Source organism: Micromonospora sp. WMMC264 (assembly GCF_027497275.1).
Lineage (GTDB): Bacteria > Actinomycetota > Actinomycetes > Mycobacteriales > Micromonosporaceae > Micromonospora > Micromonospora chalcea.
In genome coordinates, this window is sequence record NZ_CP114907.1 from 3,527,107 (window position 1) to 3,551,769 (window position 24,663).

Below are 24,663 nucleotides of genomic sequence, written 5' to 3' on the forward strand. Positions count from 1 at the left end.
GACCGACGGGGCCGGTCAGCCGGCCTCCTCCTCCAGCAGCGCCAGCACCGACTTCTCCACCGCCTCGCGTGGCATCTCCGGCTGCACCGGCGCCAGCACCCCGTCGTGGTAGAGGTCGACCACCCGCGGGTCCACGTAGGAGGCCCGCGCCACCGTCGGGGTGTTGCCGAGCAACTCGGCCACCGACCGCATCACCCCGGCCACCGCCCGCCTGCGGGCGGTGGCGGAGCGCTGCGGGCCCACTGTCGCCAGCTCGGCCGCCGCCAGCACTGTGGCGTGCCAGGTACGGAAGTCCTTCGCGGTCATCTCCCCGCCGCTGGCGTCGCGCAGGTAGTCGTTCACCTCGTCGCTGCGCACGTCGCGCCAGGACCGGCCGTCCCAGTAGCCGAACAGCCGCTCCTGGGCCCGCCGCCGCCGGCGCAGGTTGAGCAGCACCCGGCACAGCTCCGCGTCCTCGATCCGGCGGACCTGCTCGATGCCGCCCTTGGCGGGGAACTCGAAGACCACGCACCCGCCCCGGGAGCGGGTGTGCTCGGGGCGCAGCGTGGCCACCCCGAAGGTCGGGTCGTCGCCGGTGGCGTACTGGTCGCTGCCGACCCGGAAGGCGCCCATGTCGAGCAGCCGGGCGACGGTGGCGAGCACCCGCTCCCGGCGCAGGCCGCGCAGCGCCAGGTCCTGCGTGACCCGGTCCCGTAGCGCGGGCAGCCGGTGGGCCACCTCCAGCACGTGGTCGAACTTCGCCTCGTCGCGCTTGCGCCGCCAGCCCGGGTGGTAGAGGTACTGCTTGCGGCCCGCCGCGTCGATGCCGGTGGCCTGGATGTGGCCGTTCGGGTACGGCGAGATCCACACGTCCTGCCAGGCGGGCGGGATGACCAGCTCGCGCAGCCGGGCCAGATCCCCGGCGTCGCGCACCGGCTCGCCGGCCGGGTCGAGGAACAGCCAGCCCTTGCCGCGTCGCCGGCGCGCGTACCCCGGCCGGCCCGGATCGCTACGCCGCAACCGCACCGGAAACCCGTTCCACGTCGGCCACCGCGGCCACCACCTCGTCGATCCCGATGGCATTCAATGTCGGGTGGCTTCCTACCCCGCGTGACCCGGTCGAATCCGGGTTGACGTGCGTGGGCTCGATCGCACCGAGGGCGCGGTGGCGAGGCCGGTCCGCCGGTGGCCCCCAGTGCGCCGCCGGCATCGGCCCGAACAGCACCACCGAGGCGGTGCCGTAGCCGGTGGCCAGGTGCGCCACGCCGGTGTCCCCGCTGACCACCAGCCGCGCGCCCGCGACGAGCGCGGCCAGCTCGGCCAGCCCGGTCCGGCCGGCCAGCACCGCCTCCGGCGGCAGCCCCCCGTCGCGGGCGACCCGCTCGGCCAGCGCCCGCTCGCCGGCAGATCCGGTCACCGCCACCCGGTGACCGCGCGCGGTCAGCTCCCGGGCCAGCCCGGCGAACCGCCGCGCCGGCCAGCGCTTCGCCGGGATCTTGCTGCCCGGGTGCAGCAGCGTCAACCCGGCCGGTACGCCGCCCGCCGCCGGACGGCGCAGCGCGAGGTCTCCCGGGTCGGCCGGCAGGCCGTACGCGTGCAGCAGGCGGCACCAGCGGCGCACCTCGTGCTCGTCGTCGTCCCAGGCCGGGCCGTCCGGGTGCCCGGCGTCCGGGTTGCGGTGGGCGAGCAGCCGGCCGGGGCGTACGGCGGCCAGCGCCCGGTGCGACTGCGGCCCCCGGCCGTGCAGGTTGACCGCCACCTCCGGCGGCGGTCCGGTCCACGCGATCCGGTCCGGTCCGGTGGTGGGCAGTACCCGGTCGACCGCCCCGGTCAGCTCCGCCAGCGGCGCCAGCCAGTCCGGCGCGGCGAGCACCAGTTCCCGGCCCGGCAGGCCGGCGCGCAGGCCACGCAACGCCGGCACGGCGGTGACCAGGTCGCCGACGCCGAGCGCCCGCAGCACCAGGATCACGGGTACGAGGACTCCTGCGCGGCGCACACCACCATCTCGCGTACCGCGCAGCCGGCCGGCTGGGAGAGCGCGAACATGACCGCGGCGGCGGTGTCGGACGGCTCGTTGAGCACCGCGTCCGGGCCGGGGCGGTACTGCGCGTCCCGCTCGTCGAAGAACGCGGTCCGCATCCCGCCCGGGATCAGCAGCGTCACGCCCACAGTGCCGGCCAGCTCGGCGGCGAGCGCCCGGGTGAAGCCCACCACCCCGAACTTCGCCGCGCAGTACGCCGTCGCGTCGCTCACCGCCTTCACGCCCAGCGTCGAGGCCACCGTGACGATGTTGCCGCGGGACGCCTCCAGCCAGGGCAGCGCGGCCCGGATCACCGCGGCCGTGGCGAGCAGGTCCACAGTGACGATCCGTTCCCAGGTCTCCGCCGGGATGTCGGCCAGCTTCCCCGGCACGTCCATGCCGGCGGCGGTGACCACGGCGTCCAGCCCGCCGGAGCGTTCCGCGAGATCGCGCGTGGCGGCCTCGGCGGCTCGGGTGTCGGCCAGGTCGCACTCGGCCCAGGGCACACCGTCGGCGGGACGCTGCCGGTCCAGCACCAGCGGGCGTCCACCGGAGCGGGCCACCGCGGCGACCACCGCCGCGCCGAGCCCGCTCGACCCGCCGGTGACCAGGACCGCGGGCCCGGCGCCGGGAGCGGGGGCGTTCATGCCGCCGCCCGCGCGACCGCGCCGGATCGGATGCGTCGCTCGTTCATCGTGCTCCCTTCGCCGTGGACCGGACCACCGTCTGCGCGACGGCCTCCGCCGGGTCGAGCGTCGGGGCCGGCCAGCCGCCGCTGCCCCGTCCCGCCCGCGCGGCAGCGATCATGTCGGTGGTCGAGCGCCCGTCGAGGTACGGCACCACCACCGTGTGCCCGCCCCAGCGGGCCAGGATCTCCGACTCGGGCAACGTCTCGGCGCCGCCGCCGCTGGCGTAGTCGCCGCCCTTGACCCAGATGTCCGGACGCAGCCAGGACAGCGCCGCCTCCGGGGTCGGCTCGTCGAAGATCAGCACCGCGTCGACGCAGCCGAGCGCGGCGAGCAGCCGGCCCCGGTCGCCCTGCGGCACGACCGGGCGCTCCGGGCCCTTGAGCCCGGCCACGCTGGCGTCGGAGTTGAGGCAGACCACCAGGCAGTCGCCGAGTTGCCGGGCCGCCTGGAGCGTCGCCACGTGCCCGGCGTGCAGCAGGTCGAAGCAGCCGCCGGTGGCGACCACGGTGCCGCCGGCCGCGCGTACCCGGGCCACCACCTCACCGGCCGCCCCGGCGCCGACCCGGTCGCCGCCGCCGGTGACCACCGCCGGGGCCACCGCCCGTACCGGGGCCGGCAGCGCGGCGGCCACGCCACCCCCGGCCACGTACGCGGACGCCTGCGCGACCGCCTCCTGCACCGCCTCGGAGACCAGCGCCCCACGGGCCAGCGCGAGCGTCGCGGTGGACGCGAAGCGGTCCCCCGCCCCGCAGGTGTCCCCCTCGGCCGGTGGCGCCGGCACCACCAGGGGCGTGGATCCGGCGTGACAGAGCAGCGCGCCGTCCCCGCCGAGCGTCACCGCTACCGCGCGCGCCTGCCAGCGGCGGCGCAGCGCCTGCGCGCTGCGGGACGCGGCCGCGAGGCGGGACCCGCCCGGCGGCGTCTTGGCCAGGTCGCGGGCCTCCGGCTCGTTCGGGGTGGCCAGGTGCACCCCGGGTACGGCTGCCGGTCCGCGCGGATGCGGGTCCCAGACCACCGGCGCCCGGGTGGCGGCCAGCGCGGCGCGCAGCGCGGGATGCCCGGCCACGCCCCGGCCGTAGTCGCTCACCAGCACGGCGGACGCGTCGGCGATCAGCCGCAGCACGGCGTCGCTGGGCTGACCGGGCACACCGGCCGTACCGCCCCGGTCGTGGCGCAGCAGCACCCGGCCGCGTACCCGCAGCCGGACCTTCTCCGGGGTGGCGCCGGCCAGCGGCAGCGCGTACAACCGCACCCCCGCGGCGGCGAGCAGCGTGCCGATCCGGGCCCCGCCGGCGTCGTCGGCGACCGCGGTGACCAGCGCGACCTCGGCGCCCTGAGCGGCCGCGAACACCGCGGCCAGGCCGGCGCCGCCGGGACGGTCGACGGAGGAGGTCTCGTCCAGCACCGGCACCGGGGAGTCCGGGCAGAGCCGGTTCACCAGACCCTCGACGTCGCGGTCCAGCAGCGTGTCCCCGAGCACCACCACCGGCCCCCTCATGCCCGGCCTCCCGGTCCGGCGGGCGCCGCCGGGTCCGGGTCGCCGAGCACCACCTCGACGCCGGTACGCACCGGTTCGGCCGGCGCCGGGGCGGCGAGCGCCGCCGGCAGCGCCCGTTCGACGTACTCGCAGAGCACGTGCGAGGCCACCAGATGCAGTTCCTGCACCACCTGCCCGTCCGGCGAGTCGATCGCCAGGTGCTCGTGGCAGAGGTCGGCGAGGGGGTTGGGCGCGGGGCCGGTGAAGGCCCAGGTGCGCAGGCCGGTCTGGTGGGCGGCGTGGGCGGCGGTCAGGAGGTTGGTGCTGGTGCCGCTGGTGGTGAGAAGCAGGAGGATGTCGTGGGGTCGGCCGTGGGCGCGTACCTGTCGGGCGAAGGTTTCGTCGTAGCCGTAGTCGTTGGCGATGGCGGTGAGGGCGCTGGTTTCGGCGTGGAGGGCGATGGCGGACAGGGGTTGGCGGTCGTGGCGGAGTTTGCCGACGAGTTCGGCGGTGAGGTGCTGGGCTTCGGCGGCGCTGCCGCCGTTGCCGGCCACCAGCAGCCGCCCGCCGGCGGCGAGCCGCTGCGCCAGATCCTCACCCCAGCGGGCCAGCATCCGCTCCGACTCCCGCAGCGGCAGCAGCGCGGCGGCCAGCAGCGCCAGATGGTCCTCCAGCAGCGTGCCGCCGGCGGCCGGCGGGGTCGCCGTCATCAGGCGACCACCCGGGTGGGACGGCCGACGCTGGCCACCTCGCCGTACAACTCGGTGAGGCGGTCGGCGGTGGTGGCCCACGAGTAGCGGGTGCGCGCCCGCTCCAGCGCCGCGGTGGCGTAGGCGAACCGGCGGATCCGGTCACCGAGCAGGCCCCGGATCGCCGCGCCGAGCGCCGCCGGATCGCGGGCCGGCACCAGGTCGCCGGTGCGGCCGGGCACCACCGTGTCGATGAGCCCACCGACCGCGGTGCCGACCACCGGCACGCCGCACGCCATCGCCTCCAGCGGGGTGAGCCCGAACGGCTCGTACCAGGGTGCGGCGACGAGCACGTCGGCGGACCGGTACCAGCGGCCCATCTCCTCCCGGGGGACCGCGCCGACCAGCCGTACCCGGTCGGCGACGCCGAGCGAGCGGGCCAGCGTCCGCAGGCGCAGCGCGTACGGGTCGGTCTCCAGCAGTCCGGCCGGCGGGCCGCCGACCACCACGCACTCGGCGTCCGGCACCTCGGCGACGGCCCGGATGACGTCCTGGAAGCCCTTGCGCTCGACCAGCCGGCCGACGGTGAGGATGCGGGCCCGGCCGCCGTCACGGTCGGCGACCGGGCCGAGCGGGGCGAACGTGGACAGGTTCACCCCCGACGGCACGACTGTCATCCGGGAGCGGGGCACACCCATCCGGACCAGCTCGGCGACCTCGTCCTGGCACTGGGCGACCACCCGGTCCACCGAGCGGCCCAGCTTCCGCTCGTGCTCGACCCGGCCCGGCGGGCTGGTGTCCTGCGCGCCCTGGTGGCGGCGCTTGACGGTGCCGAGCGCGTGGTAGGTCTGCACCACCGGCACGCCCGCGCGGCGGGCCGCGGCGAGCCCGGCCAGCCCGCTCATCCAGAAGTGCGCGTGCACCACCTCGGGCTGCCAGTCGCCGGTGCGCCACCGGTCGGCCAGCCAGTTGCCGAACGCCGGCATGTACGGCAGCAGGTCGTCCTTGGCCACCGGCTCGGCCGGCCCGGCCGGTACGTGCACCACCTCGTACCCGTCCGGGGCACGCACGCTCACCGGCAGGTCCACCGCGTCGAGCCGGGTGTAGACCCGTACGTCGTGACCGGCGGCCGCGAGCGCGGCGGAGAGCTCCGCGACATGCGTGTTCTGGCCACCGGCGTCCTCCCCGCCGAGGACGGCGAGCGGGCTGGCGTGCTCCGAGATCATCGCGATGCGCATACTTCCTCCTCCAGCAGCCGGTCCCAGTCGGCGAGGAAACGCTCCAGGCCGTAGCGGCCCCGGGCGGCGGCCCGCGCCGCGGCGCCCGCCCGGCGGGCGGACTCCCTGTCGTCCAGCAGGCCACGGGCGGCCTCGACGAGCGTGTCGACCCGGGTGGACAGCGCGCCCGCCTCCGGCGGGACGGCTTCCACCGCTTCGGTGGTGGCCAGCGCCACCACCGGCATGCCCATGGTCATGGCCTCGACGAGGCTGAGGCCCAGTGAGGTCCAGCGGCACAGGTGCAGGTAGGCGCGCCGTTTGGCGAGTTCGGCGTGCATGGCGTGCTGGGGTACGTCGTCGTGGCTGGTCAGCCGGTCCTCGGGCAGTCCGAGGTGGGCGGCGAGACCGGCCACCTTCATGCCGTAGACGTCGAGCGGGGCGAGCGCGGCGAACCGGGCGAGCAGGTCGGTGCCGGTGACGCGCCAGCGGCGTACCGGCTCGTTGATGACCACGGCGAGGCGGTCGAGTTCGCCGGTCCACTCGACGGCGGGCGGTACGACGCCGTGGTCGACCACCGTGGTGCGGGTGCCGCCGTTGTCCCAGAACAGCTCGTTGAACGCGGTGACGTGGGTGAGCAGCAGGTCGTCGCGGTCGGCCATGGGATGGCGGGTGTTCGGCACGTCGCCTTTCGGCGTGTTGTGCTCGACGTAGATCGCCGGGACGTCGCGTCCGGGGCGGCGGCCGAGCCACTCGGCGGCCAGGTCGAGTTCCTCCGGGCGCTGCAGGATCACCAGGTCCACGTCGGCGCCGCGCAGGTCTTCCGGCGTGACCTCGACCGCGCTGTCCGGCCACGGGTAGGTGCGCGCCCGGCCCAGCCCGTACGGGCCCCGGTCCGGCGTGACCGGCACCAGGTAGCGGTGCTTGCCGTGCACGAAGGACGTCGTCCACGACCCGTGGACGTGCCACAGCAGGATGTTCATCCGACCACCCCGCCCGCCACCGGCGCCGGCACGCCGAGCAGCCGCAACGCCTCCAGCACCCGGCCCGGCTCGACCGCCGACAGGCACGGGTGCCCGGGGACCGGGCAGACGGTGGCGCGGGTGTCCCGGCAGGGCGCCGCCGCGTCGCCGAGGCGCACTGTCGGCACCCGGTAGGGCCCCCACTGCCCGAACGGCACCGTGGGCGCGAACAGGCTCACCACCGGCACGCCGAGCGCGGCGGCCAGGTGCGCGGGGCCGGTGTTGCCGACCACCAGCGCGCCGGCCCCGGCGACCACAGCGGCCAGCTCAGCCAGCCCGGTACGCCCGCCGAGGTCGACGCCGCCCGCCGCCGCGACCCGGGCGGTCAGCTCCCGCTCGTCCGGCCCGCCGGTGACCACCACCCGGTGACCGGCCGCGCCGAGCACCCGGACCACTCGCGTGGCCAGTTCCTCCGGGCAGGCGCGGGTCTCCACCGAGGACCCGGGATGCAGCACCACGTAGCCGGGCGCCCCGGCCTCGGCCGCGGGCGGCGGAAGCCGGTCGGAGCGGATGCGCAGGGCGGGTTCGTCGTGGCCGGGCAGCGCGAATCCGGCGGCGGCGGCGAGGGACAGGGCGCGTTCCGGTTCGGGTACGCCGGCCGGGACGCGGTGGCGCACGTCGAGCAGGCTGCCCGGGTAGTCGTCGCTGATCGCGCTGATCCGGGGCACCCCGGCCAGGCGCAGCAGCAGCGCCAGCGGCAGCGCGGACTGGTGGAAGGAGGTGAAGACGACGGCTTCGTCGGCGCGTACGGCCGCGAGCCGGTCGGTGAGCGCGCGCATGTCACCCGGGTCGACGGGTGGGGCGGGCGCGTCGATCCACGGCAGCGGCGCTTCGATGATCTCGTCCACGCCGGGCAGCAGTTCGGCCGCCGCCCGGCCGCGTGGCCCGCACAGCAGCACCACCCGCTGCGCGCCGGCCGCCACCGCGCGGATGCCGGGACCGGTCACCAGCACGTCACCGGCGGCGTCGCTGCGGACGACGAGGATCGTGCCCCGGCGGTTACGGCCCGCGCGTTGCGGCGCGGCCGTGAGGCGCATCCTGGCCAGCACTGTGCTCACCGCGTCCGGCAGGTCGGCGGCGACGGTCGGCGCGGCGGCCACCTCGGCGGCCCGGGTGGCCGGCGTGGGCACCATGATCGTGGCAGCGCCGGCCGCCGCGGCGGCGGCCGTGTCCGCGCCGATGTCGCCGATCAGCACGCACCGGGTCGGTGTGGTGCCGAGCGCGCGGGCTGCCTCGTGTACGAGCCCGGGCGCCGGCTTGCGGCAGGCGCACCCGTCGGCTTCCGCGTGCGGGCAGATCGCCCAGTGGTCGAAGGGCCCGAGCAGTTCCTCCACCCGGGCGTTGACCAGCCTCAGCTCGTCCGCGGTGAAGCAGCCGCGGGCCAGGCCGGACTGGTTCGTCACCACGGCGAGCCGCAACCCGGCCGCCCGCAACCGGTCCAGCGCCTCCCGGGCACCCGGCACCGGCCGTACCTTCTCCGGGTCGCCGTTGTACGGCACGTCCTCGATCAGCGTGCCGTCCCGGTCCAGCAGCACCGCGTCGTAGAGGCCGGACGGGAACCGGTCAGCACCCGGGTCAACCCGGGCTGACCTGCACTGATCCCGCTCCTGGTCCCGTCGCACGGGCGGCGGGTTCCCGAGCCCCCGAGGAGTAAACGTCGACGTCGGCGCCAGGCGCGCCCCGCCGGTGCCGGCGCACACGTTGCCACGACCGTTCCGGTCCGGCGATACCCGCCGCCCCCGAGAAGCTAACCCGCATCGCCGTTAGCGGCGGCCCGGGGCGGGGTACCGGTTGGTGATGGCGGTTGTGGAGAAAGTGATCGACGCACCTCCGGAGCAGGTCTTCGAGGTGCTCGCGGACGGGTGGACGTACAGCGACTGGGTGGTGGGCACCGTGCACGTGCGGGACGTGGACGACACGTGGCCCCGGGTCGGCAGCAACCTGCACCACCGGGCCGGGCCCTGGCCGTTCTCGCTGCAGGACAAGTCCACCGTGCTGGAGTGCCAGGCGCCGCACCGGCTCGTGCTGCGCGCCGGGTTGTGGCCGGCCGGCGAGGCGACAGTGGCGTTCGCTCTGGAGCCGCTGGAGGACGGCCGGACCCGGGTGACCATCGGCGAGGACTTCGCCGCCGGGCCGCTGCGGTGGGTCCGGACCAAGCTCAACGACCTGGTGCTGCATCTTCGCAACCGGGAGACGCTGGCCCGGCTGTCCGACATCGCGACCCGGCAGAAGCCGGAGCGGGATCGATCCCTCGGCGGGGCGTCTGTGCGGCCGCCGCACGGCCCACTGGATACCCTCTCAGATGAACCTGTCCGCTGACCGAGGATGTCCGTGATGATCGAACCCGTGCAGTTACCCTCCCCGTGGGGGGATGCGCGCCTGACCGTCGTCGTTCCGACCTACAACGAGGCGGGCAACCTCCCGGTGCTGGTCGAGCGCCTGCTCGCGCTGCCTCTGCCGGGGCTGAAGGTGCTGGTCGCGGACGACAACTCCCCGGACGGCACCGGTGAGGTCGCCGACAAGCTGGCCATCGAGCACCCGGACCGGGTGACGGTGGTGCACCGCCCGGGCAAGGAGGGTCTCGGCCGGGCGTACGTGGACGGCATCGGCCGGGCGCTCGACGACGGCGCGGACTTCGTCGCCCAGATGGACGCCGACCTGTCGCACCCGCCGGAGGCGCTGCCCGGCATGCTCGGCGCGCTGCTGTCCACGCAGGCTTCGGTGGTCATCGGCTCGCGGTACGTGCCCGGCGGTGAGCTGGACGAGAACTGGCCGCTGTACCGGCGCGCGCTCAGCGGCTGGGCCAACCTGTACGTGCACACGCTGCTGCGCGTGCGCATCCGTGACCTGACCGCCGGCTTCAAGATCTGGCAGGCCGAGGCGCTGCGCGCGATCGGGCTCGACCGGGTCCAGTCGAACGGCTACAGCTTCCAGGTGGAGATGCACTACCTCGCCACCAAGCTGGGCCACACCATCCTGGAGGTGCCGATCCGCTTCGAGGAGCGCCGCGACGGCGACTCGAAGATGACCACCGCCACCAAGATCGAGAGCGCGTTGATGCCGTTCAAGTTGCGCAGCCGGCACCGCAACCTCGACTCCTGATCCGCCCTGCCCTGCCGCGCGCCCGCAACGCGCCCTCACGCCGCTGTCACGGCGCGTGAGGGCGCGCTCGCCCCGCCACCTCCCCTACCCCGCACCTTTGCTCTGCCGCCACCGGCGCAGCACCGCGTTGACCTGGGGCGCTCTCCCGGCGCCACGGCCCCACCCCAGGCGCAATCAAGCACGCTGCGTAACCAACCCCGCATGCCTCACCGCTCCACGCCACCCCGCCACCCCGCCACCCCGCCACAGGCGCGATTTTGCAGTTTGGTGCCCGGCAAAGCCTGGCAAAACCGGCACCCCTCGGGCGCCAACTGCAAGATCGCGCGGGACGTGGGCGTGCGGCGTGGCGGCTGGCGAGGAGCAGGCTGGCCGAACACTCCCGTGACACACCCGCGCGACGATCAGGCACCTAACCGCAGTCAGTACGTCAGCGGGCACGAGACCGCGGCCACGCCAGGCGCGGCCCGCAGATCTTGGTACGAAAGGGCCCCCATGAGGGCCATTTCGTACCAAGATCTACACCAGTTCCCGGGATGCGGGCTGCTGATCTCACTTGGCGAGACGAGGGCTGGAAGCGGCACCCCGCCTGTCGGTGGGCGAGCTTCCGGTGCCAGGCGTCCTGCGGTTGGCGGGTCGGGCGGTCAGCCGCAATGGGTGCGACCGGAGGTCAGCCAGGGCGAGCGGACGTCGGCGGAGGTCAGCCGCAGCGGGTGCGCTGACGCGGGCCGGGCCCCACTCCCGCGAGGGCGCGGAGGACGGCAGCGGCGAGGGTGGTGCCGCGCAGACCTGGTCAGCGGTCAGCGGTAGACGGCGCGGTGGGCGGCGGCGATCGTGCGGGCGTACACCGCGCCGGTGACGGCCCGGTCGCGGGCCAGCGCGGCCCGCGCCGCGTTCGCCCCCGGCGCGCCGTGCACACCGCCGCCGGGGTGGGCGGAGGCGCTGGCCAGGTAGAGCCGGTCCACCGCGGTGTCGGCGCGGCCCAGGCCGGGGATCGGCCGCAGGAACAACTGCTGGTACGCGGCGGCAGTGCCACCGCCGAGCGCGCCGCCCACCAGGCTCGGCTCGGCGGCCTCCAGGTCGGCCGGGCCGGCCACGTGCCGCCCGACGATCGACGCCCGGAAGCCGGGCGCCGCCGCCTCGAGAACCCCCTCCATCCGCTCCACGTGCCCCACGACGTCCTCGGCCCGCCAGTCCCGGCGGAAGGGCAGGTGGGTGTAGGACCAGAGCGACTCGGTGCCCGGCGGCGAGTGGCTCGGGTCGGCCACCGACATCTGCCCGACCAGCAGGAACGGGTCCCGGGGCAGTTCGCCGCGGGCCAGTTCGGCCGCGTACGTGGTGAGCCCGTCGAGGTCCGCGCCCAGGTGCACGGTGCCGGCGCCGGCCAGTTCCCGGTTCTTCCACGGCACCGGCGCGGACAGCGCCCAGTCGACCTTGAGCGTGGAGCCGTCCCACTTGAAGTGCGCCAGGTCCTCGACCATCCGGGGCGGCAGCGCCGCCGCGCCGACCAGGTCGAGGAAGAGCGCCGGCGCGGGCACGTCGGCGAGCACCGCGCGGCGGGCCCGCCAGTCGGTTCCCCCGGCGGTACGGACGCCCATCGCGCGGCCCCGGGCGGTGAGCACCCGCTCGACCCGGGCGCCGTACTCGATCCGCCCGCCCCGCTCGACCAGCCGGGCCACCAGCGCGTCGGTGATCCGCTGGGCGCCGCCGACCGGCACCGGCCAGCCCACCTGCTGGCCGAGCATGGCGAGCAGCCAGCCGTACACGCCGGAGCCGGCGTCCTCCGGGGACAGGTCGGTGTGCAGGGCGCAGCCGGCCAGCAGGACCGTGCCGCCCTCGCCCTCAAACAGTTCCGCGCCGAGCTTGCGGACGGGCAGCAGGAGGCGGCGGGCCAGGCGGAGCGCGCCGCCGACCCGGAGTTGCCGCAGCAGGCCCAGCCCGCCGCGTACCGGCGGGAACGGGGTGGTGATGGTCTGCAGCATCGGCTCGGCCACCTGGCGCCAGTCGGCGTACGCGTGCCGCCAGCGCTCCCCGTCGCCGGGCGCGAACGCCTCCAGCGAGGCCGCTGTGGTGTCCAGGTCGCGGTTGACCACGGCGGCCCGGCCGTCCGGAAGCAGGTGCGCCAGCACGTCCGGGGCGTGCGTCCAGGACAGGCCGTGCCGTTCCAGGCCCAGCCCGTCCAGGACCGGAGATGCGTACCCGAGCGGGTAGAAGGAGCTGTAGAGGTCGCTGAGGTAACCGGGCGCTGTCACGTACGCGGAGCGGACGGCCCCACCGGGCGCCCCGGTGGCCTCCAGGACGGTGACGTCCCAGCCGGCGTCCACCAGCAGGTTCGCGGCCACCAGCCCGTTGTGCCCGGCTCCGATGACGACGGCGTCGGCGGTCGAGGTCATCGGATCCGCCTACCCGGCCGGTCACCGGGCGAAACGCGTTTGCCCGGCCCAGGCCGGGGCAAGCAGGGCCGCATGTACACGGTTGCGCAGCTCATAGGTGGAGTGTGGGGTGCCGGCGGCGAGGGCGGCGAGCTTGTCGTCCACGATCCGGCGGACGGGTCGCCGGTGACCCGGACGCCGGTGGCGACCGCCGACGAGGTGGCCAAGGCGGTGGAGGCGGCCCGGGGCGTGGCGGCGGAATGGGCCGCGACCCCGACCGCGGAGCGGGCCGCGGCGCTGCACCGGGCCGCGGACGCGGTCGAGGCGGCGGCCGGAGAGCTGGCCGAGGCGACCACCGCGGAGATGGGCAAGCCCCTGGAGGACGCGCGGGGCGGGGTGGCGGCGGGCATCGGCACGCTGCGACAGTACGCCGAACTGGCGCCGGTCCGGGGCGGCCGGACGCTGCACGGCGCGCACGACGCGCTGGACTTCATGGCCCCCGAGCCACGCGGCGTGGTCGCCGCGATCACCCCGTGGAACGACCCGGTGGCGGTGTCGTGCGGCCTGCTCGGCGCGGCCCTGGTCACCGGCAACGTGGTGGTCCACAAGCCGAGCGAGCGCACCCCGGCCACCGGCTGGCTGCTCGCCCGCGCGCTGGACTCGGCGTTGCCGGCCGGGGTGCTGTCGCTGCTCAGCGGCGGCGGCGAGGTGGGGGCCGCGCTGTCCGGGCAGGACGTCGACGTCGTCGCCCACGTCGGTTCCACTGCGACCGGCCGGGCGATCGCCGCCGCGGGCGCCCGTACCGGCGCGAAGGTGCTGCTGGAGAACGGCGGCAGCGACCCGCTGGTGGTGGACGCGGACGTCGACCCGGTCTGGGCGGCCGAGCAGGCGGCGCTCGGGTGCTTCGCCAACGCCGGTCAGATCTGCGTGGCGGTGGAACGCGTCTACGTGCACCGGGACGTCGCCGAGGGCTTCCTGGACGCGCTCGTGGCGCGCGCCGAGGCGCTCACCGTGGGCCCCGGCCGTGACCCGGAAACGCAGCTCGGCCCGCTGGTGGACCGGCGGCACCGGGACCACGTGCACGGGCAGGTGACGGCCGCGCTCGCCGACGGCGCCCGGGTACGCGCCGGCGGTGTGCTGCCGGAGGGGCCGGGCGCGTTCTACCCGGCGACAGTGGTCGAGGGGTGCCGGCACGACATGGCGCTGGTCCGCGAGGAGACGTTCGGGCCGGTCGCCGCGGTGGTGGTGGTCGACTCGTTCAGCGAGGGGCTGCGCTGCGCGGCCGACTCCCCGTACGGCCTGGCCGCCACCGTGCTGACCGGCTCGATGAGCCACGCCCAGCGCGCCTGGCGGGAACTGCCGGTCGGCACCGTGAAGATCAATTCGGTGTTCGGCGGGGCACCGGGGGGCGCGGCCCAGCCGCGCCGGGGCAGCGGTCAGGGCTTCGGGTACGGCCCGGAACTGCTGGACGAGTTCAGCACCGTCAAGGCGGTGCACCTTCAGGCGCCGGGCGGCGGCCACTGGTGAGACGGCACGACACGAGCCCGGGACCGAGGCGGTCCCGGGCTCGACGCGTACCCCCAGGGGTCAGCGACCCCCGCGGGCCTTGCGGGTCGCGTTGTTGTTTGCCTTCTCGATCGCCTTGACCAGTTCCGGCTTGGTCATCCGGGACCGGCCGCGCACGTCCAGTTTCTTCGCCACCTCCATGAGGTGGTCCTTGCTGGCGTTGGCGTCCACCCCGCCGGCCGTCGGCGCGCGCCGGGCCGGGCCGCCGCCTTCGGCCTGCTCGTCGCTGGGCCCCTTACGGCCCTTGGGCTCCCAGTGGTCGCCCACCTTCTCGAACTCGTGCTTGACCGCGGCGAAGGCGGTGCGGTGCGCCCGCTCCCCCTCGCCGTACGTCTCGACCGCCGAGTCGTGCGTCTTCTCCCAGGTCCGCTGCGCCTTCGCCGGGGAGCGCCGCAGCGTGCTGGGCAGTACCTCGCGCCCGGGCATCTCGTCCTCCTCCTGGAGTCTCGATCGGCTGCCTGGTGTGGTTCCCTCCCGTCCGGCGGGCAAACCGGCGCCCCGGTTTGTCGATTTCCCCCCGGGGGTACCGCCCGGCCACGCCCGGTGGCGGAGCCTGGAGGAGGCGGACATGACCGTGACGACACCACAGACGGTCGGCGGCCGGACGCGGTCCCGTCTCCCCCGCCGGATCCGCCAGCTCAACTGGCGTACCTGGCGGGGCGTGCTGGTGCGCAGCGGCAAGGGTTTCGTCACCGACAACTGCGCCGACTGGGCGGCGGCGCTCACCTACTACGGGGTGCTGGCGCTGTTCCCGTCCACGATCGTGGTGGTGGCGCTGGTCGGCCTGGTCTCCGACGGCCCGCGCACCGTCGACACCGTGATCGACCTGGCCGGGGAGATCGGCGCCGGCTCGGTGGTCGGCAACGACGCGTTCGTGGGTGTGGTGCGCAACGTGGTCGAGCAGCAGGGCTCGGCGAAGGTGCTGCTCAGCTTCGGTCTGCTCGGCGCGCTCTGGTCCGCGTCCGGGTTCATCGGCGCGTTCACCCGCGCCTCCAACGCGATCTACGGGGTGCGGGAGGGCCGTCCGTTCTACCGCCTGCGCCCGTTGCAGATCGGCATGGCCGCGGTGACGATCGTGCTGCTCGCGGTGGTGGCCACCGGGTTGATCGTCAGCGGCCCGGTCACCGACGCGGTGGGTGACCTGCTGCACGCCGGCGCGGTGGCCCGCACCACGTGGTCGGTGGCGAAGTGGCCGCTGCTCGCCGTGGTCGCCATGACGCTGCTGTCGCTGCTGTTCTGGATCGCGCCGAACGTGCAGCAGCCGCGGTTCCGCTGGCTCACCCCGGGCGGCGCGCTGGCGCTCGTGGCCTGGGTGCTCGCGTCCTTCGGCTTCGGCCTGTACGTGGCCAACTTCGGCTCGTACGACGTCACCTACGGCAGTCTCGGCGCGGTCATCGCGTTCCTGGTGTGGCTCTACCTGTCCAACTGCGCGTTGATGCTCGGCGTGCAGGTCAACGCCGAGCTGCAGCGCGGGCGGGCGATGCAGGCCGGGGTCGAGGAGCCGGACGACCCGGTGCTGCCGCCGCGCGCCCCGGCCGACGACGAGAAGGCGGACGGGCAGCGGCCGGCCGACCGGTTGCCGCCCGGATGACCGGCTCTCCCGGCCGGCGCCGGTTTACCGGCGGTCCCCCGGGGCATCTCCCAAGGCATGGAACGTGGCAGCAGCAAGCACTCGCCCAGGGTCGACGACCAGATGAGCAGCGAGGTCAGCGGTCTCGTCCAGAGCGCCGGCACCGGCGGTTCGCGGGCCGAGGAGTTCCGGATCCCGGAGCCCGCCGGCGAGGACCAGCCGGAGGCCACCACGGCGCCGGCCGGGGAGCTGCGCAGCGGCACGCCGCAGGGCATGAGCTCCGAGGACGTCGAGGCGCGCAGCCGTCTGGGGCGGTTCATCACGATGACCGCCCTGCCCGGCGACCGGGAGGCGCTGCTGGCGAACGCGCGGGAGAACGAGGCGCCGACGGACATCGTCGCCGCTCTGGAGACCCTGCCCGCGGACGCCCACTACCAGACGATCTCCGAGGTGTGGGCCGCACTCGGGCACAGGAACGAGACGACGCGCTGGTGAGCGGGCCGGCCCACGGCCCGTACGAGACACACACCGGCGGAACAGGAGGAACCCCGACATGAGTGGCGTTACCGAGCACGTGGACGTGGACGTCCCGATCCGGACCGCGTACGACCAGTGGACCCAGTTCGAGGAGTTCCCCCACTTCATGGACGGCGTGCAGGAGGTGCGGCAGCTCTCCGACACGATGACCCACTGGACCGTCGAGATCGCGGGCGTGAAGCGCGAGTTCGACGCCGAGATCACCGAGCAGCTGCCGGACGAGCGGGTGGCCTGGCGCTCCACCGGGGGCACCCAGCAGGCGGGCGTGGTGACCTTCCACCGCCTCGACGAGGGGCACACCCGGGTCACGCTGCAGATGGAGTTCGAGCCGCACGGCGCGGTCGAGCAGGCCGGCGACAAGCTCGGCGTGGTCGACCGGCGCGCCAAGGGCGACCTGGAGCGGTTCAAGCAGTTCATCGAGCGGCGCGGTCAGGAGACGGGCGCCTGGCGCGGTGCGGTCGACCGGCCCATCCCCTGAGGCAACCTCCCCCGCCCTCAGCGGTCCAACGCGGCAGCCAGCGCCTCGGGCCGGCTGAGGGCCAGCAGATGCCCGCCGGGCAGGCGCTCGGGCGTGACGCCGAGCCGCTGATGGGCCACCCGGGTCTGGAATTCGGCCGGGAAGAACCTGTCCGCGCCGCCGCTCAGGACCTCGGTCGGCACGTCGGGCCACGCATCAAGCGGCCAGGGCTGCGCGAACGGCGTGCCCGACTGCGGTGACCCACCCGCCATGGCCTGGTCGGTGATGTCCTGCGGCACGTCGTGGAAGAAGTACACCAGCGGATCGAACGGCCCGTCGGGAGAGCGGCCCTCGCGCCTGTCGCACTCCCGGCGGGCCTGGTCCTGCCCGGTGTTGGTCCACCAGTCGCCGCCGGTCTCACCGGGCGCCGGGATCATCGCGTTGACCAGGACCAGCCGTGAGACCGGCAGCCGACTGCAGACCAGTGGTGCGGTCAGGCCGCCCATCGACTGGGCCACCACCACCAGGTCTCCACGGTCACCGGCCGCCTCGACCACTGTTTCCGCGTACTCCGGCAGTCCCGCGCTGTCGTCCGCGGCCGGGAGGTCGACGGCGATCGCCTCGTGGCCGCGCTGCTCCAGCAGGGGAACCAGGCGGTGCCAGTACCAGGCGTCGCCGCCGGCTCCCGGGATCAGGATGTACGTCGTCACGGTGCGAATTTAGCACCAGAGAGTGCTGTAGCGATACCATCAGCGGATGGCGCGCGCATACGACGATCCCTGCGGTCTGGCCCGGGCGCTCAACCTGGTCGGCGACAGATGGGCGTTGCTGATCGTCCGTGAGTTGCTGCTCGGACCGAAGCGCTTCACCGACCTGCGGCGCGGCCTGCCCGGCGCCAGTCAGAGCATGCTCACCGCCCGGCTCGCCGAGTTGGAGGAGACGGGAGTGGTGCGCCGGCGGCGTCTCGGGCCACCGGCGGGCGTCCGGGCGTACGAGCTGACCGAATGGGGGCGGGACCTCGAACCCGCCCTGCTGGGGCTGGCCAGGTGGGGCAGCCGGGGTCCGCTGACCTCGTCGGCGCAGCTGAGCGTCGACGCGCTGGCCCTCGCCATGAAGACCACCTTCGACCCGGCCGCGGCGCGCGACTTCGCCGTACGGTGTCAGCTTCTTCTCGACGGCGACAGCCTGCTCGTCACCGTCGAGGACGGACGCGTCGACGTGGTACGCGCCGACGCCGCCGATCCCGACCTGGTGATCCGGGCCGGCGCCGGGACCTTCCGCTCGCTCATCTTCGGTGGCGTGCCGTTGCATGCCGCCGACGTCGTCGTCCGGGGCGACGGCGAGGTCGCGGCCCGCCTGCTGCGGCTGTTCCGGCGCCCCACGCCGGCCGATGGCCCACAGTGACGAAGCGAATGCTTTCAGCTACCTCTCAGGTGGCGTTGGTAGTCTCCCCGCGCGGCGTGATCCATTATGGACGCCGTTGATCTCGTTGCGGCACAAGGGTTCCAGGTGAATCTCTCCCCGGATCCCGGGTGCCGCACGTCCGGTGGCCGTCAAGGGAGATGTTCGTGGTGTTCAAGAGGATGCTGGGCGCGTTCGGGGTGGGCGGCCCCGCTGTCGACACGGTCCTGGCCAACCCGGGTACCCGCCCGGGGCTGATGCTGGGCGGGCAGGTGAACCTGACCGGCGGCAGCCACGACGTGGAGATCGACCACATCACCGTCGGGCTGGTCACCCGGGTGGAGATGGAGGGCGCCGAGCAGGAGTACGACGCCCTCGTGGAGTTCCACCGGGTCCAGGTCGCCGGCGGTCTGCGCCTGTCCGAGGGACAGCAGATGTCGCTGCCGTTCCAGGTGGCGATGCCGTGGGAGACGCCGGTGACCGACCTGTACGGGCAGCGCCTGCACGGCATGACGATGGGACTGCGCACCGAGGTGGCGATCCGCGGCGCCGTGGACAAGGGCGACCTCGACCCGGTGTACGTGCACCCGCTGCCGGTGCAGGAACGCATCCTGGAGGGCTTCGGCCGGCTCGGATTCCAGTTCAAGGGCGCCGACCTGGAACGCGGGCACATCTCGGGCCTGCGCCAGAGCCTGCCGTTCTACCAGGAGATCGAGTACTACGCCGCCCCGCAGTACGCCCACGCCGTCAACGAGGTCGAGCTGACCTTCGTCGCGAACGAGTACGGCGTCGACGTGGTGCTGGAGTTCGACAAGCGCGGTGGCCTGTTCTCCGGCGGCCATGACTCCTTCGGCCGCTACCACGTCGCGCACACCGACGCCGACCAGGTCGACTGGGCCGCTCAGGTCGACGCGTGGGTCCGCCAGGCCCTCGACGGCTACCAGAGCATGCACGCCGGCCACGGCTACGGGCAGCCCGCCTACGGCGCACCCGGCTACGGACAGCCCGCCTACGGCGCGCCCGGCTACGGGCACGCCGCGTACGGCCACCACAAGGAGGAGCACCACGAGCGGCACGGCGGCCCGGGCATGGGCGCCGTCGCCGCGGGCGTGGTCGGCGGCGCCGCGCTCGGCTTCGCCGGCGGGATGCTCGCCGACGAGGTGTTCGACTCCTTCGGCGACGACGAGGGCGGCGACGAGGAGGAGTGAGCCCGGGGATCCACAGTGGATCTCTGGTATCGCTTCATGATCTAATTCCGTCAGGTTTGTCCGCAACCGGTCGGATTGTCTGGCCGGAACTCGAAGGAGTGTGCATGCCCGTCACCGCCGACCTCACCAAGCTGGTCGACAAGGCCTACCAGGACAAGACCCTCACCGAGATCGTCGACGCCCCGGTGTCCGCCCTCGCCGGGGTCAGCGACGGCGACGCCAAGCTGCTCAAGGACGCCTTCAACATCACCACCGTCGGCGACCTCGGCCGCAACCCGTACTTCCGCACCGCCAACGCCCTGGTGGCCCTCACCGGCGCCAAGTAGCGCCATCGCCGATGCCCGGTGGCCCGGGAAGCGTTCCGGGCCACCGGGCATCGGGATCGAAACGAGCCGGGACCGCGGCTGTCGCCGTGCCCGGCCGTTTGCGATCATCCGGTCCGGGTACCGCAGGGGAATGACCGACAACGACCGCCACGTGTGGCGCGACGAGGACCGCACTCCCCTGCACGAGCTGGACCAGGCCATCGCCCGGTCGGCCACGGACGGCCAGGGCGACGACGTCACCGCCAACGACGCCGGCGAGGAGGCCGCGTTCGGGCACGGCCCGGAGGCGGTGGACCGGGGCGCCGGCCCGGAGGCCGAGCGGCGCGAGATGACCGATGCGGACCGGGCCTACCGGCCGTCGACGATCGGGCGGACCGGCCCGGACAGCATGTGATCCCCGGACGGCTGCGGGCACCCGCGCCGATGCCCGTGGCCGCCGGATTCATGCTCGGCCGATACGACAAAAAGTGCGGTACGGACAGCCAGGAAAACGGACAGCCCATCCAGAATCGGCCGAACGGCTGACGGCACTCCCCCTGTCGCGCGCAAGACTTTCGGGATGCAACAGGGCTCCGGTTTCCTCTCCAACCGTCAGCGCAAGCTCGCTTGGCTGGGCTTCCTGCTCGCCGCGATCCAGGCTCCGGTCTCCGCCCGGTTCACCGAGGACAGCTCCTGGCTGTTCAGCCTGGTGGTCGCGCTGATGGTCGCGACCGTGATCATCGCCGACGACGGCGCGCGCCGCCGTCCGGCCGACGCCCGCTCCTCCGACTGAGTCAGCGTGTGCCGGGGCGCGCCTCGTGCCCCGGCATCCCCCGGCTGCGGCGGCGTTCCTTCATCTCGGCCTCGTAGAGGTGCCGCCGGCCCTCGACCAGCTCGTCGCGGGCCTGCCGGTCCAGCTCCCGGAAGAGCGCGTAGTACCCGTCGTCGAAGTCCTCGACGATCTGGAACGTCCACCGCCCGGCGATGACGTTGCGCCCGAGCAGCTCCCGGTCGATCCGCTCGGCCAGGCCCGGGTGCCCGGCGCGGCGGAACATCTCCACGGCGTCGTCGAGCATCAGATCGGCGTGGCCGATCAGCTGATGCAGCTCGTAGAGGTGCCCGCGTGCCCGCTCGACGCACTCCAGGGCCTCGCTGAGCCTGCCCAGCGCCTCGACCGTGGCGTCACTCACCCCGTCGGGGCGGCGGTGCGCCCGGTCCGGTCCGTCGGCCAGATGTCCCATGGTGTCCCTCCGTGGGGCTGCTGCGTGCTCCTCGTGCCGGACTTCTGCCCCCGCACGGGCGACTCAATCCCCGCGGACGACGTGGCCGCTCTCCCGGACGACCCCGCAGTCCGCCGGTCGGCCGAGGTCGGTCCGCACCGGGCGGCGTTAGCCTCGGACACCATGCGCGTGCCGAACAACCGGGTCGCGACCCGCTCCGCGGCAGTGGCCGCGCGGTCGACCCTCACCACGCTGACCGCCGCCGTCGGCACCGCCGGCCTCGCCGCGGCCCACGCGAACCCCGGGCTGCTCGCCGAGGTCGACCAGCACGCCGCCGGGGTACGCGACAGCCTCCACGGCGACCGCCACCCGCTCACCGTGGCGGCGCTCGCCGGATACGCCGAGGGGCTGCGCGACGCGGCGGCGGAGCACGGCTGGACGCCGCCGGCCGAGCCGGTGGACTGGTCCGCGCCGGACTGGGTGCTCACCCGCCTGCTGGCGGTCTGCCTGCTGGCCCGCGGACTCGACCCGCGTCACCTGGCCTGACCGGCAGCCGGCCGGACCCGGACACGGTTTCGGGGCGCCCGCCACCATCCCGCGGACACCCCGTCACCCGTTGCCGTCAGCCTCCCGGCCGGCGGAACTGCTGCGTCTCGTCGCCCATCTCGCCGGAGCGGTACGTACCCGCGCCCGACATCGACGACTGCGGCGCGGCCGGCGTCGGCTGCCCGCCCCGGTCGGCCATCTTGCGTTCGTAGTCGCCCCGGCCGGCCTGCTGCGCCTGCCGCTGCTGCCGGATCGCCCGGGACTCCTCGGCGGCCCGGTGCAGCCAGCCGTCCCAGCGGTCCTGCATCGGCTTGACCAGACCACCACCGACACCGACGATCAGGATGCCGGCCACGGTGGCGAGGAAGGCCACGAGCACCGGTGTGGTCACCGTGGTGGCGATACCCACCTGGTTCAGCGCGGCGATGATGCCGAGCGCCAGGATGAAGATCGCTGTCACGTCGGCCAGCACCCGGCCGTACGAGAGCCCGCCGAGCGCGCCGGAGACCAGGTCCCGGACGGCGTTGGCGATGGCGGCGGCGATCACCACGATCACGATCGCCACGAAGGCTCGCGGCAGCCAGGACACCACCCCGCGGATCAGGTCGCTGATCGCGTTCGGCCCCCACACCCCAAAGGCGAACTGCAGGGTGAACAGCAGGACCGCGTAGTAGGCCAGTTTGGCCAGGATGTCGCTGGCGTCGTACTTGGTGCGTTCCAGGGCCCGTTTGATACCGCCCCGTTCCACGGCGCGGTCGAACCCGACCCGTTCCAGTGCCGCGTCCACGATTTTGAGTACGGCTCTAGCGATGAGCCAACCCACGACGAGAATCGCGATGAACGCGATCGCCCGCGGTACGAAGAGCAGCACCGACCTCCAGAAGTCGGTCCAGGCCGCACCGATGTCGACCTGCCCGACCGCGAGGGTTTTCGGCATGATGTCCCTCCTGTCGCGTGAACTGCGCCGCCCGCATACCCGGTGACCTGGGCAGCACTCCGAGCCGGACCGGGCCAATTTCCCGACATGGGTGATCGAACCGGCCGTGACCTGCCCGAACGTCCGCGCCGCCGGAAGCCGGGACCCGCCACGAACGCATGATCGGAACCAGCCCGCCACGCTCCGGTTAGGCTGCGGTCATGCCAGGCACCGTCGGTCGGGTTCCCACACCGCCCGCCCCCGCACCGGGAGCGCCCGCCGATCCCGTCGTCCACGGGCCGCCCGCGCAGACCGGTCATCCGTGGGCCGGCACGCCGCTGGGCGCACCGCAGGGCTGGGATCCGGCGGTACGCGCCGTGATGGACGTGGTGCTCGCCTCCCCGGTGCCGATGGCGCTGCTCCTCGGCGACGACCTCGTCGTCTTCTACAACGACGGGTACGCCGAGCTGATCGGCGACCGGCACCCGCACGCGCTGGGCCGGCCGGCGGCCGAGGCGTTCGCCGAGGTGTGGCGTGATCCCGGCGCCGGCGAGGCGCTGGAGCGCGTCTACCGGCACGGTGAACCGTTCCTGCAGCGGGAGGCGGTGCTGCCCGCCGACCGGCAGGGTCCGGCCGAGCCGGCCGTGTTCACCCGCGGGCACTGCGCGGTACGCGACTCCACCGGCCGGATCGTCGGCGTGCTCACCGTCTCGGCGCAGACCACCCAGCTGACCCAGCAGTTGCAGAGCCTGAGCGACTTCGCGGCGGCGCTGTCCGGCACGCTCACCCTGGACGACGTGGCCCGGGTGACGCTGCGTTACTGCCTGCACTCCTTCGACGCGGACCGGGTGTCGTTCGCGGTGGACGAGGGCAGCGCCTGGCGGCTGGTCCGCCGCATCCGCGGCGAACTGCTCGACGAGGCCGACGAGCGGCTGCCGCCGCTGTGGCGGCGGATGTCCGCCGAGTCGGCGCTGCCGGCGGTGGTGTCCGCGCGCAGCGGCGTGGCCTCGTTCACCGCCGACGGCCAGCCGCTGCGCGGCGTCGCGGCGGACCGGCACGACGAGAAGATCCGCGCGCTGGCGGCGCTGCCGCTGCGCACGAGTGTGGTCCGTGGCTCGCTCACCATCGGTTACCGGGAGCCGCGTCCGTGGTCCCCCGCGGAACGGGCGCTGCTCGCCGCGTCGGCGGAGCTGGTCGGCCAGGCCGCCGAGCGGGCCCGCCGCTTCGAGACCCAGCACGGCACCGCCCAGATGCTGCAACGCAGCATGCTGCCGGAGCGGCTGCCGGACCTGCCCCGGCTGCGTATCGCCGCCCGGTACGACCCGGGCGTGGACGGCAACGCCGCCGGCGGCGACTTCTACGACGCGTTCCTGCTGCCCACCGGCGCGCTCGGGGTGGTGCTGGGCGACGTGGCCGGGCACGACGTGCAGGCCGCCGCCCGGATGGGCCAGGTGCGCGCCGCGCTGCGCGCGCTCGCCCTGGTCGACCCTCGCCCGGACGCGGTGCTCGACGGCCTGGACCGGCTGGTCGCCAGCCTCGGCGTCGAGGGCGGCACCCAGGAGCTGTTCGTCACAGTGGTGTTCGGCGTGGTCGACGCGGACCGGGAACTGGTCACGCTGGCCAGCGCCGGGCATCCCGCGCCGCTGATCCGGCGCGCCGGACCCGACGCGGCGGTGGCCGAGTTCGTCGACGTGCCGCCCGCTCCTCCGCTGGGCCTGGGCGGGCGGGCGCGTACCGCCACCGTGCCGTTCCGCCCCGGTGACACCCTGCTGCTCTACAGCGACGGCGTGGTGGAGCGCCGCTGGCAGGACGTGGCCGCCGGGATGGCGGGGCTGGGCGCGGCGGTGACCGGAGCGGCCGGCGGGGACCCGCGCGCGCTGTGCGCTGTCGCGACCGCCGCGGTGCCGGGCGCCACCGAGGACGACGTGGCGGTGCTCGCGGTGGAGTACGCGGTCCGGCCGAGCCGGTCGGCGAGCATGGAGGTGCCGGCCGAGCCGACCGCGCCGAGCCGGGTCCGGCACTGGATGACCGCGCAGCTCACCGAGTGGCAGGTGCCCGAGGCGGTGATCGGCGCGGCGGTGCTGTGCACGAGCGAGCTGACCACGAACGCGCTGCTGCACGCCGGCACCGCCGCCCGGGTCGAGGTCGACCTGTCCGCGGAGCGGCTGCTGGTGTCGGTGGCCGACTCGGGCACCCGGGGTCAGGTGACCCGCGCCCAGACCGACACGCTCAGCAGCCGGGGCCGTGGGCTCGGCCTGATCGAGGAGCTGAGCGACGCCTGGGGGACCGACCCGACCGTACGCGGATCGACTGTGTGGTTCGAGATCCTCATCCCGGCGGACGGACCGCGCGTCGGCGACGCCCCGGCCGGGTAGG

26 protein-coding genes are annotated in these 24,663 nt (G+C 74.5%); 13 read left to right on the plus strand and 13 right to left on the minus strand.

Going from position 1 to position 24,663, the window contains the following annotated elements:
- Positions 1-15: 15 nt before the first annotated feature.
- The 8 genes from O7542_RS15040 to O7542_RS15075 are packed head-to-tail and all read right to left on the minus strand — an operon-like array spanning position 16 to position 8,625.
- Entirely contained in the window at positions 16-1,005 is a 990-nt protein-coding gene (locus tag O7542_RS15040; RefSeq protein ID WP_166456358.1) for a DNA topoisomerase IB, read from the minus strand.
- Complete coding sequence (locus O7542_RS15045; RefSeq protein WP_166456359.1) at positions 989-1,948, minus strand: glycosyltransferase family 9 protein; 960 nt, start codon at positions 1,946-1,948, stop codon at positions 989-991. The genes O7542_RS15040 and O7542_RS15045 overlap by 17 nt, the downstream gene beginning before the upstream one ends.
- Positions 1,945-2,646, minus strand: coding sequence for an SDR family oxidoreductase (locus O7542_RS15050; protein ID WP_043325024.1), 702 nt, complete (start codon positions 2,644-2,646; stop codon positions 1,945-1,947). Before O7542_RS15050 ends, O7542_RS15045 begins: the two co-directional genes overlap by 4 nt.
- Positions 2,647-2,689: 43 nt before the next feature.
- A complete protein-coding gene (locus O7542_RS15055; RefSeq protein WP_166456360.1) occupies positions 2,690-4,186 on the minus strand; it encodes a PfkB family carbohydrate kinase in 1,497 nt (498 codons plus the stop codon).
- Entirely contained in the window at positions 4,183-4,875 is a 693-nt protein-coding gene (locus tag O7542_RS15060; RefSeq protein WP_043325027.1) for an SIS domain-containing protein, read from the minus strand. The genes O7542_RS15055 and O7542_RS15060 overlap by 4 nt, the downstream gene beginning before the upstream one ends.
- Positions 4,875-6,092 (minus strand): glycosyltransferase, encoded by a 1,218-nt coding sequence (locus O7542_RS15065; RefSeq protein WP_043325028.1) that lies wholly within the window; start codon positions 6,090-6,092, stop codon positions 4,875-4,877. Before O7542_RS15065 ends, O7542_RS15060 begins: the two co-directional genes overlap by 1 nt.
- Complete coding sequence (locus O7542_RS15070; RefSeq protein ID WP_064448753.1) at positions 6,077-7,051, minus strand: glycosyltransferase; 975 nt, start codon at positions 7,049-7,051, stop codon at positions 6,077-6,079. The genes O7542_RS15065 and O7542_RS15070 overlap by 16 nt, the downstream gene beginning before the upstream one ends.
- A complete protein-coding gene (locus O7542_RS15075) occupies positions 7,048-8,625 on the minus strand; it encodes an HAD-IIIA family hydrolase (RefSeq protein WP_197494993.1) in 1,578 nt (525 codons plus the stop codon). The genes O7542_RS15070 and O7542_RS15075 overlap by 4 nt, the downstream gene beginning before the upstream one ends.
- Before the next feature lie 262 nt (positions 8,626-8,887).
- Here O7542_RS15075 and O7542_RS15080 point away from each other — a divergent pair, with 262 nt between their 5' ends.
- Positions 8,888-9,409 (plus strand): SRPBCC family protein, encoded by a 522-nt coding sequence (locus O7542_RS15080; RefSeq protein WP_307189071.1) that lies wholly within the window; start codon positions 8,888-8,890, stop codon positions 9,407-9,409.
- A 15-nt stretch (positions 9,410-9,424) separates the two neighbouring features.
- Positions 9,425-10,192: a polyprenol monophosphomannose synthase gene (locus O7542_RS15085; RefSeq protein WP_043325031.1), complete on the plus strand. Its 768-nt coding sequence runs from the start codon at positions 9,425-9,427 to the stop codon at positions 10,190-10,192.
- A gap of 797 nt (positions 10,193-10,989) precedes the next feature.
- On the opposite strand, the gene O7542_RS15090 is transcribed toward O7542_RS15085, so the two are convergent.
- Entirely contained in the window at positions 10,990-12,582 is a 1,593-nt protein-coding gene (locus O7542_RS15090; RefSeq protein ID WP_064448756.1) for an NAD(P)/FAD-dependent oxidoreductase, read from the minus strand.
- A gap of 72 nt (positions 12,583-12,654) precedes the next feature.
- Here O7542_RS15090 and O7542_RS15095 point away from each other — a divergent pair, with 72 nt between their 5' ends.
- Positions 12,655-14,088 (plus strand): aldehyde dehydrogenase family protein, encoded by a 1,434-nt coding sequence (locus O7542_RS15095; RefSeq protein WP_064448757.1) that lies wholly within the window; start codon positions 12,655-12,657, stop codon positions 14,086-14,088.
- Between the two features lie 60 nt (positions 14,089-14,148).
- Here O7542_RS15095 and O7542_RS15100 read toward each other — a convergent pair whose 3' ends face one another.
- Positions 14,149-14,553, minus strand: a complete 405-nt coding sequence (locus O7542_RS15100; RefSeq protein ID WP_043325033.1) for a ChaB family protein — start codon at positions 14,551-14,553, stop codon at positions 14,149-14,151.
- 142 nt (positions 14,554-14,695) lie between these two features.
- On the opposite strand from O7542_RS15100, the gene O7542_RS15105 reads away from it, so the two are divergent.
- The 3 genes from O7542_RS15105 to O7542_RS15115 are packed head-to-tail and all read left to right on the plus strand — an operon-like array spanning position 14,696 to position 16,712.
- A complete protein-coding gene (locus O7542_RS15105; protein ID WP_064448758.1) occupies positions 14,696-15,718 on the plus strand; it encodes a YihY/virulence factor BrkB family protein in 1,023 nt (340 codons plus the stop codon).
- A 57-nt stretch (positions 15,719-15,775) separates the two neighbouring features.
- Entirely contained in the window at positions 15,776-16,192 is a 417-nt protein-coding gene (locus O7542_RS15110; RefSeq protein WP_043325035.1) for a DUF2795 domain-containing protein, read from the plus strand.
- Positions 16,193-16,250: 58 nt separating this feature from the next.
- Positions 16,251-16,712, plus strand: coding sequence for an SRPBCC family protein (locus O7542_RS15115; RefSeq protein WP_030499861.1), 462 nt, complete (start codon positions 16,251-16,253; stop codon positions 16,710-16,712).
- A gap of 17 nt (positions 16,713-16,729) precedes the next feature.
- On the opposite strand, the gene O7542_RS15120 is transcribed toward O7542_RS15115, so the two are convergent.
- Complete coding sequence (locus tag O7542_RS15120; protein ID WP_166456364.1) at positions 16,730-17,401, minus strand: alpha/beta hydrolase family protein; 672 nt, start codon at positions 17,399-17,401, stop codon at positions 16,730-16,732.
- A gap of 46 nt (positions 17,402-17,447) precedes the next feature.
- Here O7542_RS15120 and O7542_RS15125 point away from each other — a divergent pair, with 46 nt between their 5' ends.
- The 5 genes from O7542_RS15125 to O7542_RS15145 all read left to right on the plus strand — a co-directional run bounded on the left by O7542_RS15125 (position 17,448) and on the right by O7542_RS15145 (position 20,398).
- Positions 17,448-18,095, plus strand: coding sequence for a helix-turn-helix domain-containing protein (locus O7542_RS15125; protein ID WP_210869988.1), 648 nt, complete (start codon positions 17,448-17,450; stop codon positions 18,093-18,095).
- A 164-nt stretch (positions 18,096-18,259) separates the two neighbouring features.
- Positions 18,260-19,300: a sporulation protein gene (locus O7542_RS15130; protein WP_210869990.1), complete on the plus strand. Its 1,041-nt coding sequence runs from the start codon at positions 18,260-18,262 to the stop codon at positions 19,298-19,300.
- Between the two features lie 104 nt (positions 19,301-19,404).
- Entirely contained in the window at positions 19,405-19,626 is a 222-nt protein-coding gene (locus O7542_RS15135; RefSeq protein ID WP_018788305.1) for a hypothetical protein, read from the plus strand.
- Between the two features lie 130 nt (positions 19,627-19,756).
- Positions 19,757-20,020: a hypothetical protein gene (locus tag O7542_RS15140; RefSeq protein WP_030270328.1), complete on the plus strand. Its 264-nt coding sequence runs from the start codon at positions 19,757-19,759 to the stop codon at positions 20,018-20,020.
- Between the two features lie 165 nt (positions 20,021-20,185).
- Positions 20,186-20,398, plus strand: a complete 213-nt coding sequence (locus tag O7542_RS15145) for a hypothetical protein (RefSeq protein WP_030499856.1) — start codon at positions 20,186-20,188, stop codon at positions 20,396-20,398.
- A 1-nt stretch (position 20,399) separates the two neighbouring features.
- On the opposite strand, the gene O7542_RS15150 is transcribed toward O7542_RS15145, so the two are convergent.
- Positions 20,400-20,846 (minus strand): hypothetical protein, encoded by a 447-nt coding sequence (locus O7542_RS15150; RefSeq protein WP_030499855.1) that lies wholly within the window; start codon positions 20,844-20,846, stop codon positions 20,400-20,402.
- A 162-nt stretch (positions 20,847-21,008) separates the two neighbouring features.
- On the opposite strand from O7542_RS15150, the gene O7542_RS15155 reads away from it, so the two are divergent.
- Complete coding sequence (locus tag O7542_RS15155; RefSeq protein ID WP_064448772.1) at positions 21,009-21,371, plus strand: DUF6401 family natural product biosynthesis protein; 363 nt, start codon at positions 21,009-21,011, stop codon at positions 21,369-21,371.
- 76 nt (positions 21,372-21,447) lie between these two features.
- Here the strand turns inward: O7542_RS15155 and O7542_RS15160 are convergent, their stop codons facing one another.
- Complete coding sequence (locus O7542_RS15160; RefSeq protein ID WP_043325037.1) at positions 21,448-22,308, minus strand: hypothetical protein; 861 nt, start codon at positions 22,306-22,308, stop codon at positions 21,448-21,450.
- A gap of 200 nt (positions 22,309-22,508) precedes the next feature.
- On the opposite strand from O7542_RS15160, the gene O7542_RS15165 reads away from it, so the two are divergent.
- Positions 22,509-24,662, plus strand: coding sequence for a SpoIIE family protein phosphatase (locus O7542_RS15165; RefSeq protein WP_210886358.1), 2,154 nt, complete (start codon positions 22,509-22,511; stop codon positions 24,660-24,662).
- Position 24,663: the final 1 nt, after the last annotated feature.

Coding starts and splice junctions, on each gene's coding strand:
- O7542_RS15050 (WP_043325024.1), bottom strand. CDS start 2,646: ATGAACGCCCCCGCTCCCGGCGCCGGGCCCGCGGTCCTGGTCACCGGC.
- O7542_RS15055 (WP_166456360.1), bottom strand. CDS start 4,186: ATGAGGGGGCCGGTGGTGGTGCTCGGGGACACGCTGCTGGACCGCGAC.
- O7542_RS15060 (WP_043325027.1), bottom strand. CDS start 4,875: ATGACGGCGACCCCGCCGGCCGCCGGCGGCACGCTGCTGGAGGACCAT.
- O7542_RS15065 (WP_043325028.1), bottom strand. CDS start 6,092: ATGCGCATCGCGATGATCTCGGAGCACGCCAGCCCGCTCGCCGTCCTC.
- O7542_RS15070 (WP_064448753.1), bottom strand. CDS start 7,051: ATGAACATCCTGCTGTGGCACGTCCACGGGTCGTGGACGACGTCCTTC.
- O7542_RS15080 (WP_307189071.1), top strand. CDS start 8,888: ATGGCGGTTGTGGAGAAAGTGATCGACGCACCTCCGGAGCAGGTCTTC.
- O7542_RS15085 (WP_043325031.1), top strand. CDS start 9,425: ATGATCGAACCCGTGCAGTTACCCTCCCCGTGGGGGGATGCGCGCCTG.
- O7542_RS15090 (WP_064448756.1), bottom strand. CDS start 12,582: ATGACCTCGACCGCCGACGCCGTCGTCATCGGAGCCGGGCACAACGGG.
- O7542_RS15095 (WP_064448757.1), top strand. CDS start 12,655: ATGTACACGGTTGCGCAGCTCATAGGTGGAGTGTGGGGTGCCGGCGGC.
- O7542_RS15100 (WP_043325033.1), bottom strand. CDS start 14,553: ATGCCCGGGCGCGAGGTACTGCCCAGCACGCTGCGGCGCTCCCCGGCG.
- O7542_RS15105 (WP_064448758.1), top strand. CDS start 14,696: ATGACCGTGACGACACCACAGACGGTCGGCGGCCGGACGCGGTCCCGT.
- O7542_RS15110 (WP_043325035.1), top strand. CDS start 15,776: ATGGAACGTGGCAGCAGCAAGCACTCGCCCAGGGTCGACGACCAGATG.
- O7542_RS15115 (WP_030499861.1), top strand. CDS start 16,251: ATGAGTGGCGTTACCGAGCACGTGGACGTGGACGTCCCGATCCGGACC.
- O7542_RS15125 (WP_210869988.1), top strand. CDS start 17,448: ATGGCGCGCGCATACGACGATCCCTGCGGTCTGGCCCGGGCGCTCAAC.
- O7542_RS15135 (WP_018788305.1), top strand. CDS start 19,405: ATGCCCGTCACCGCCGACCTCACCAAGCTGGTCGACAAGGCCTACCAG.
- O7542_RS15140 (WP_030270328.1), top strand. CDS start 19,757: ATGACCGACAACGACCGCCACGTGTGGCGCGACGAGGACCGCACTCCC.
- O7542_RS15145 (WP_030499856.1), top strand. CDS start 20,186: ATGCAACAGGGCTCCGGTTTCCTCTCCAACCGTCAGCGCAAGCTCGCT.
- O7542_RS15150 (WP_030499855.1), bottom strand. CDS start 20,846: ATGGGACATCTGGCCGACGGACCGGACCGGGCGCACCGCCGCCCCGAC.
- O7542_RS15155 (WP_064448772.1), top strand. CDS start 21,009: ATGCGCGTGCCGAACAACCGGGTCGCGACCCGCTCCGCGGCAGTGGCC.
- O7542_RS15160 (WP_043325037.1), bottom strand. CDS start 22,308: ATGCCGAAAACCCTCGCGGTCGGGCAGGTCGACATCGGTGCGGCCTGG.
- O7542_RS15165 (WP_210886358.1), top strand. CDS start 22,509: ATGCCAGGCACCGTCGGTCGGGTTCCCACACCGCCCGCCCCCGCACCG.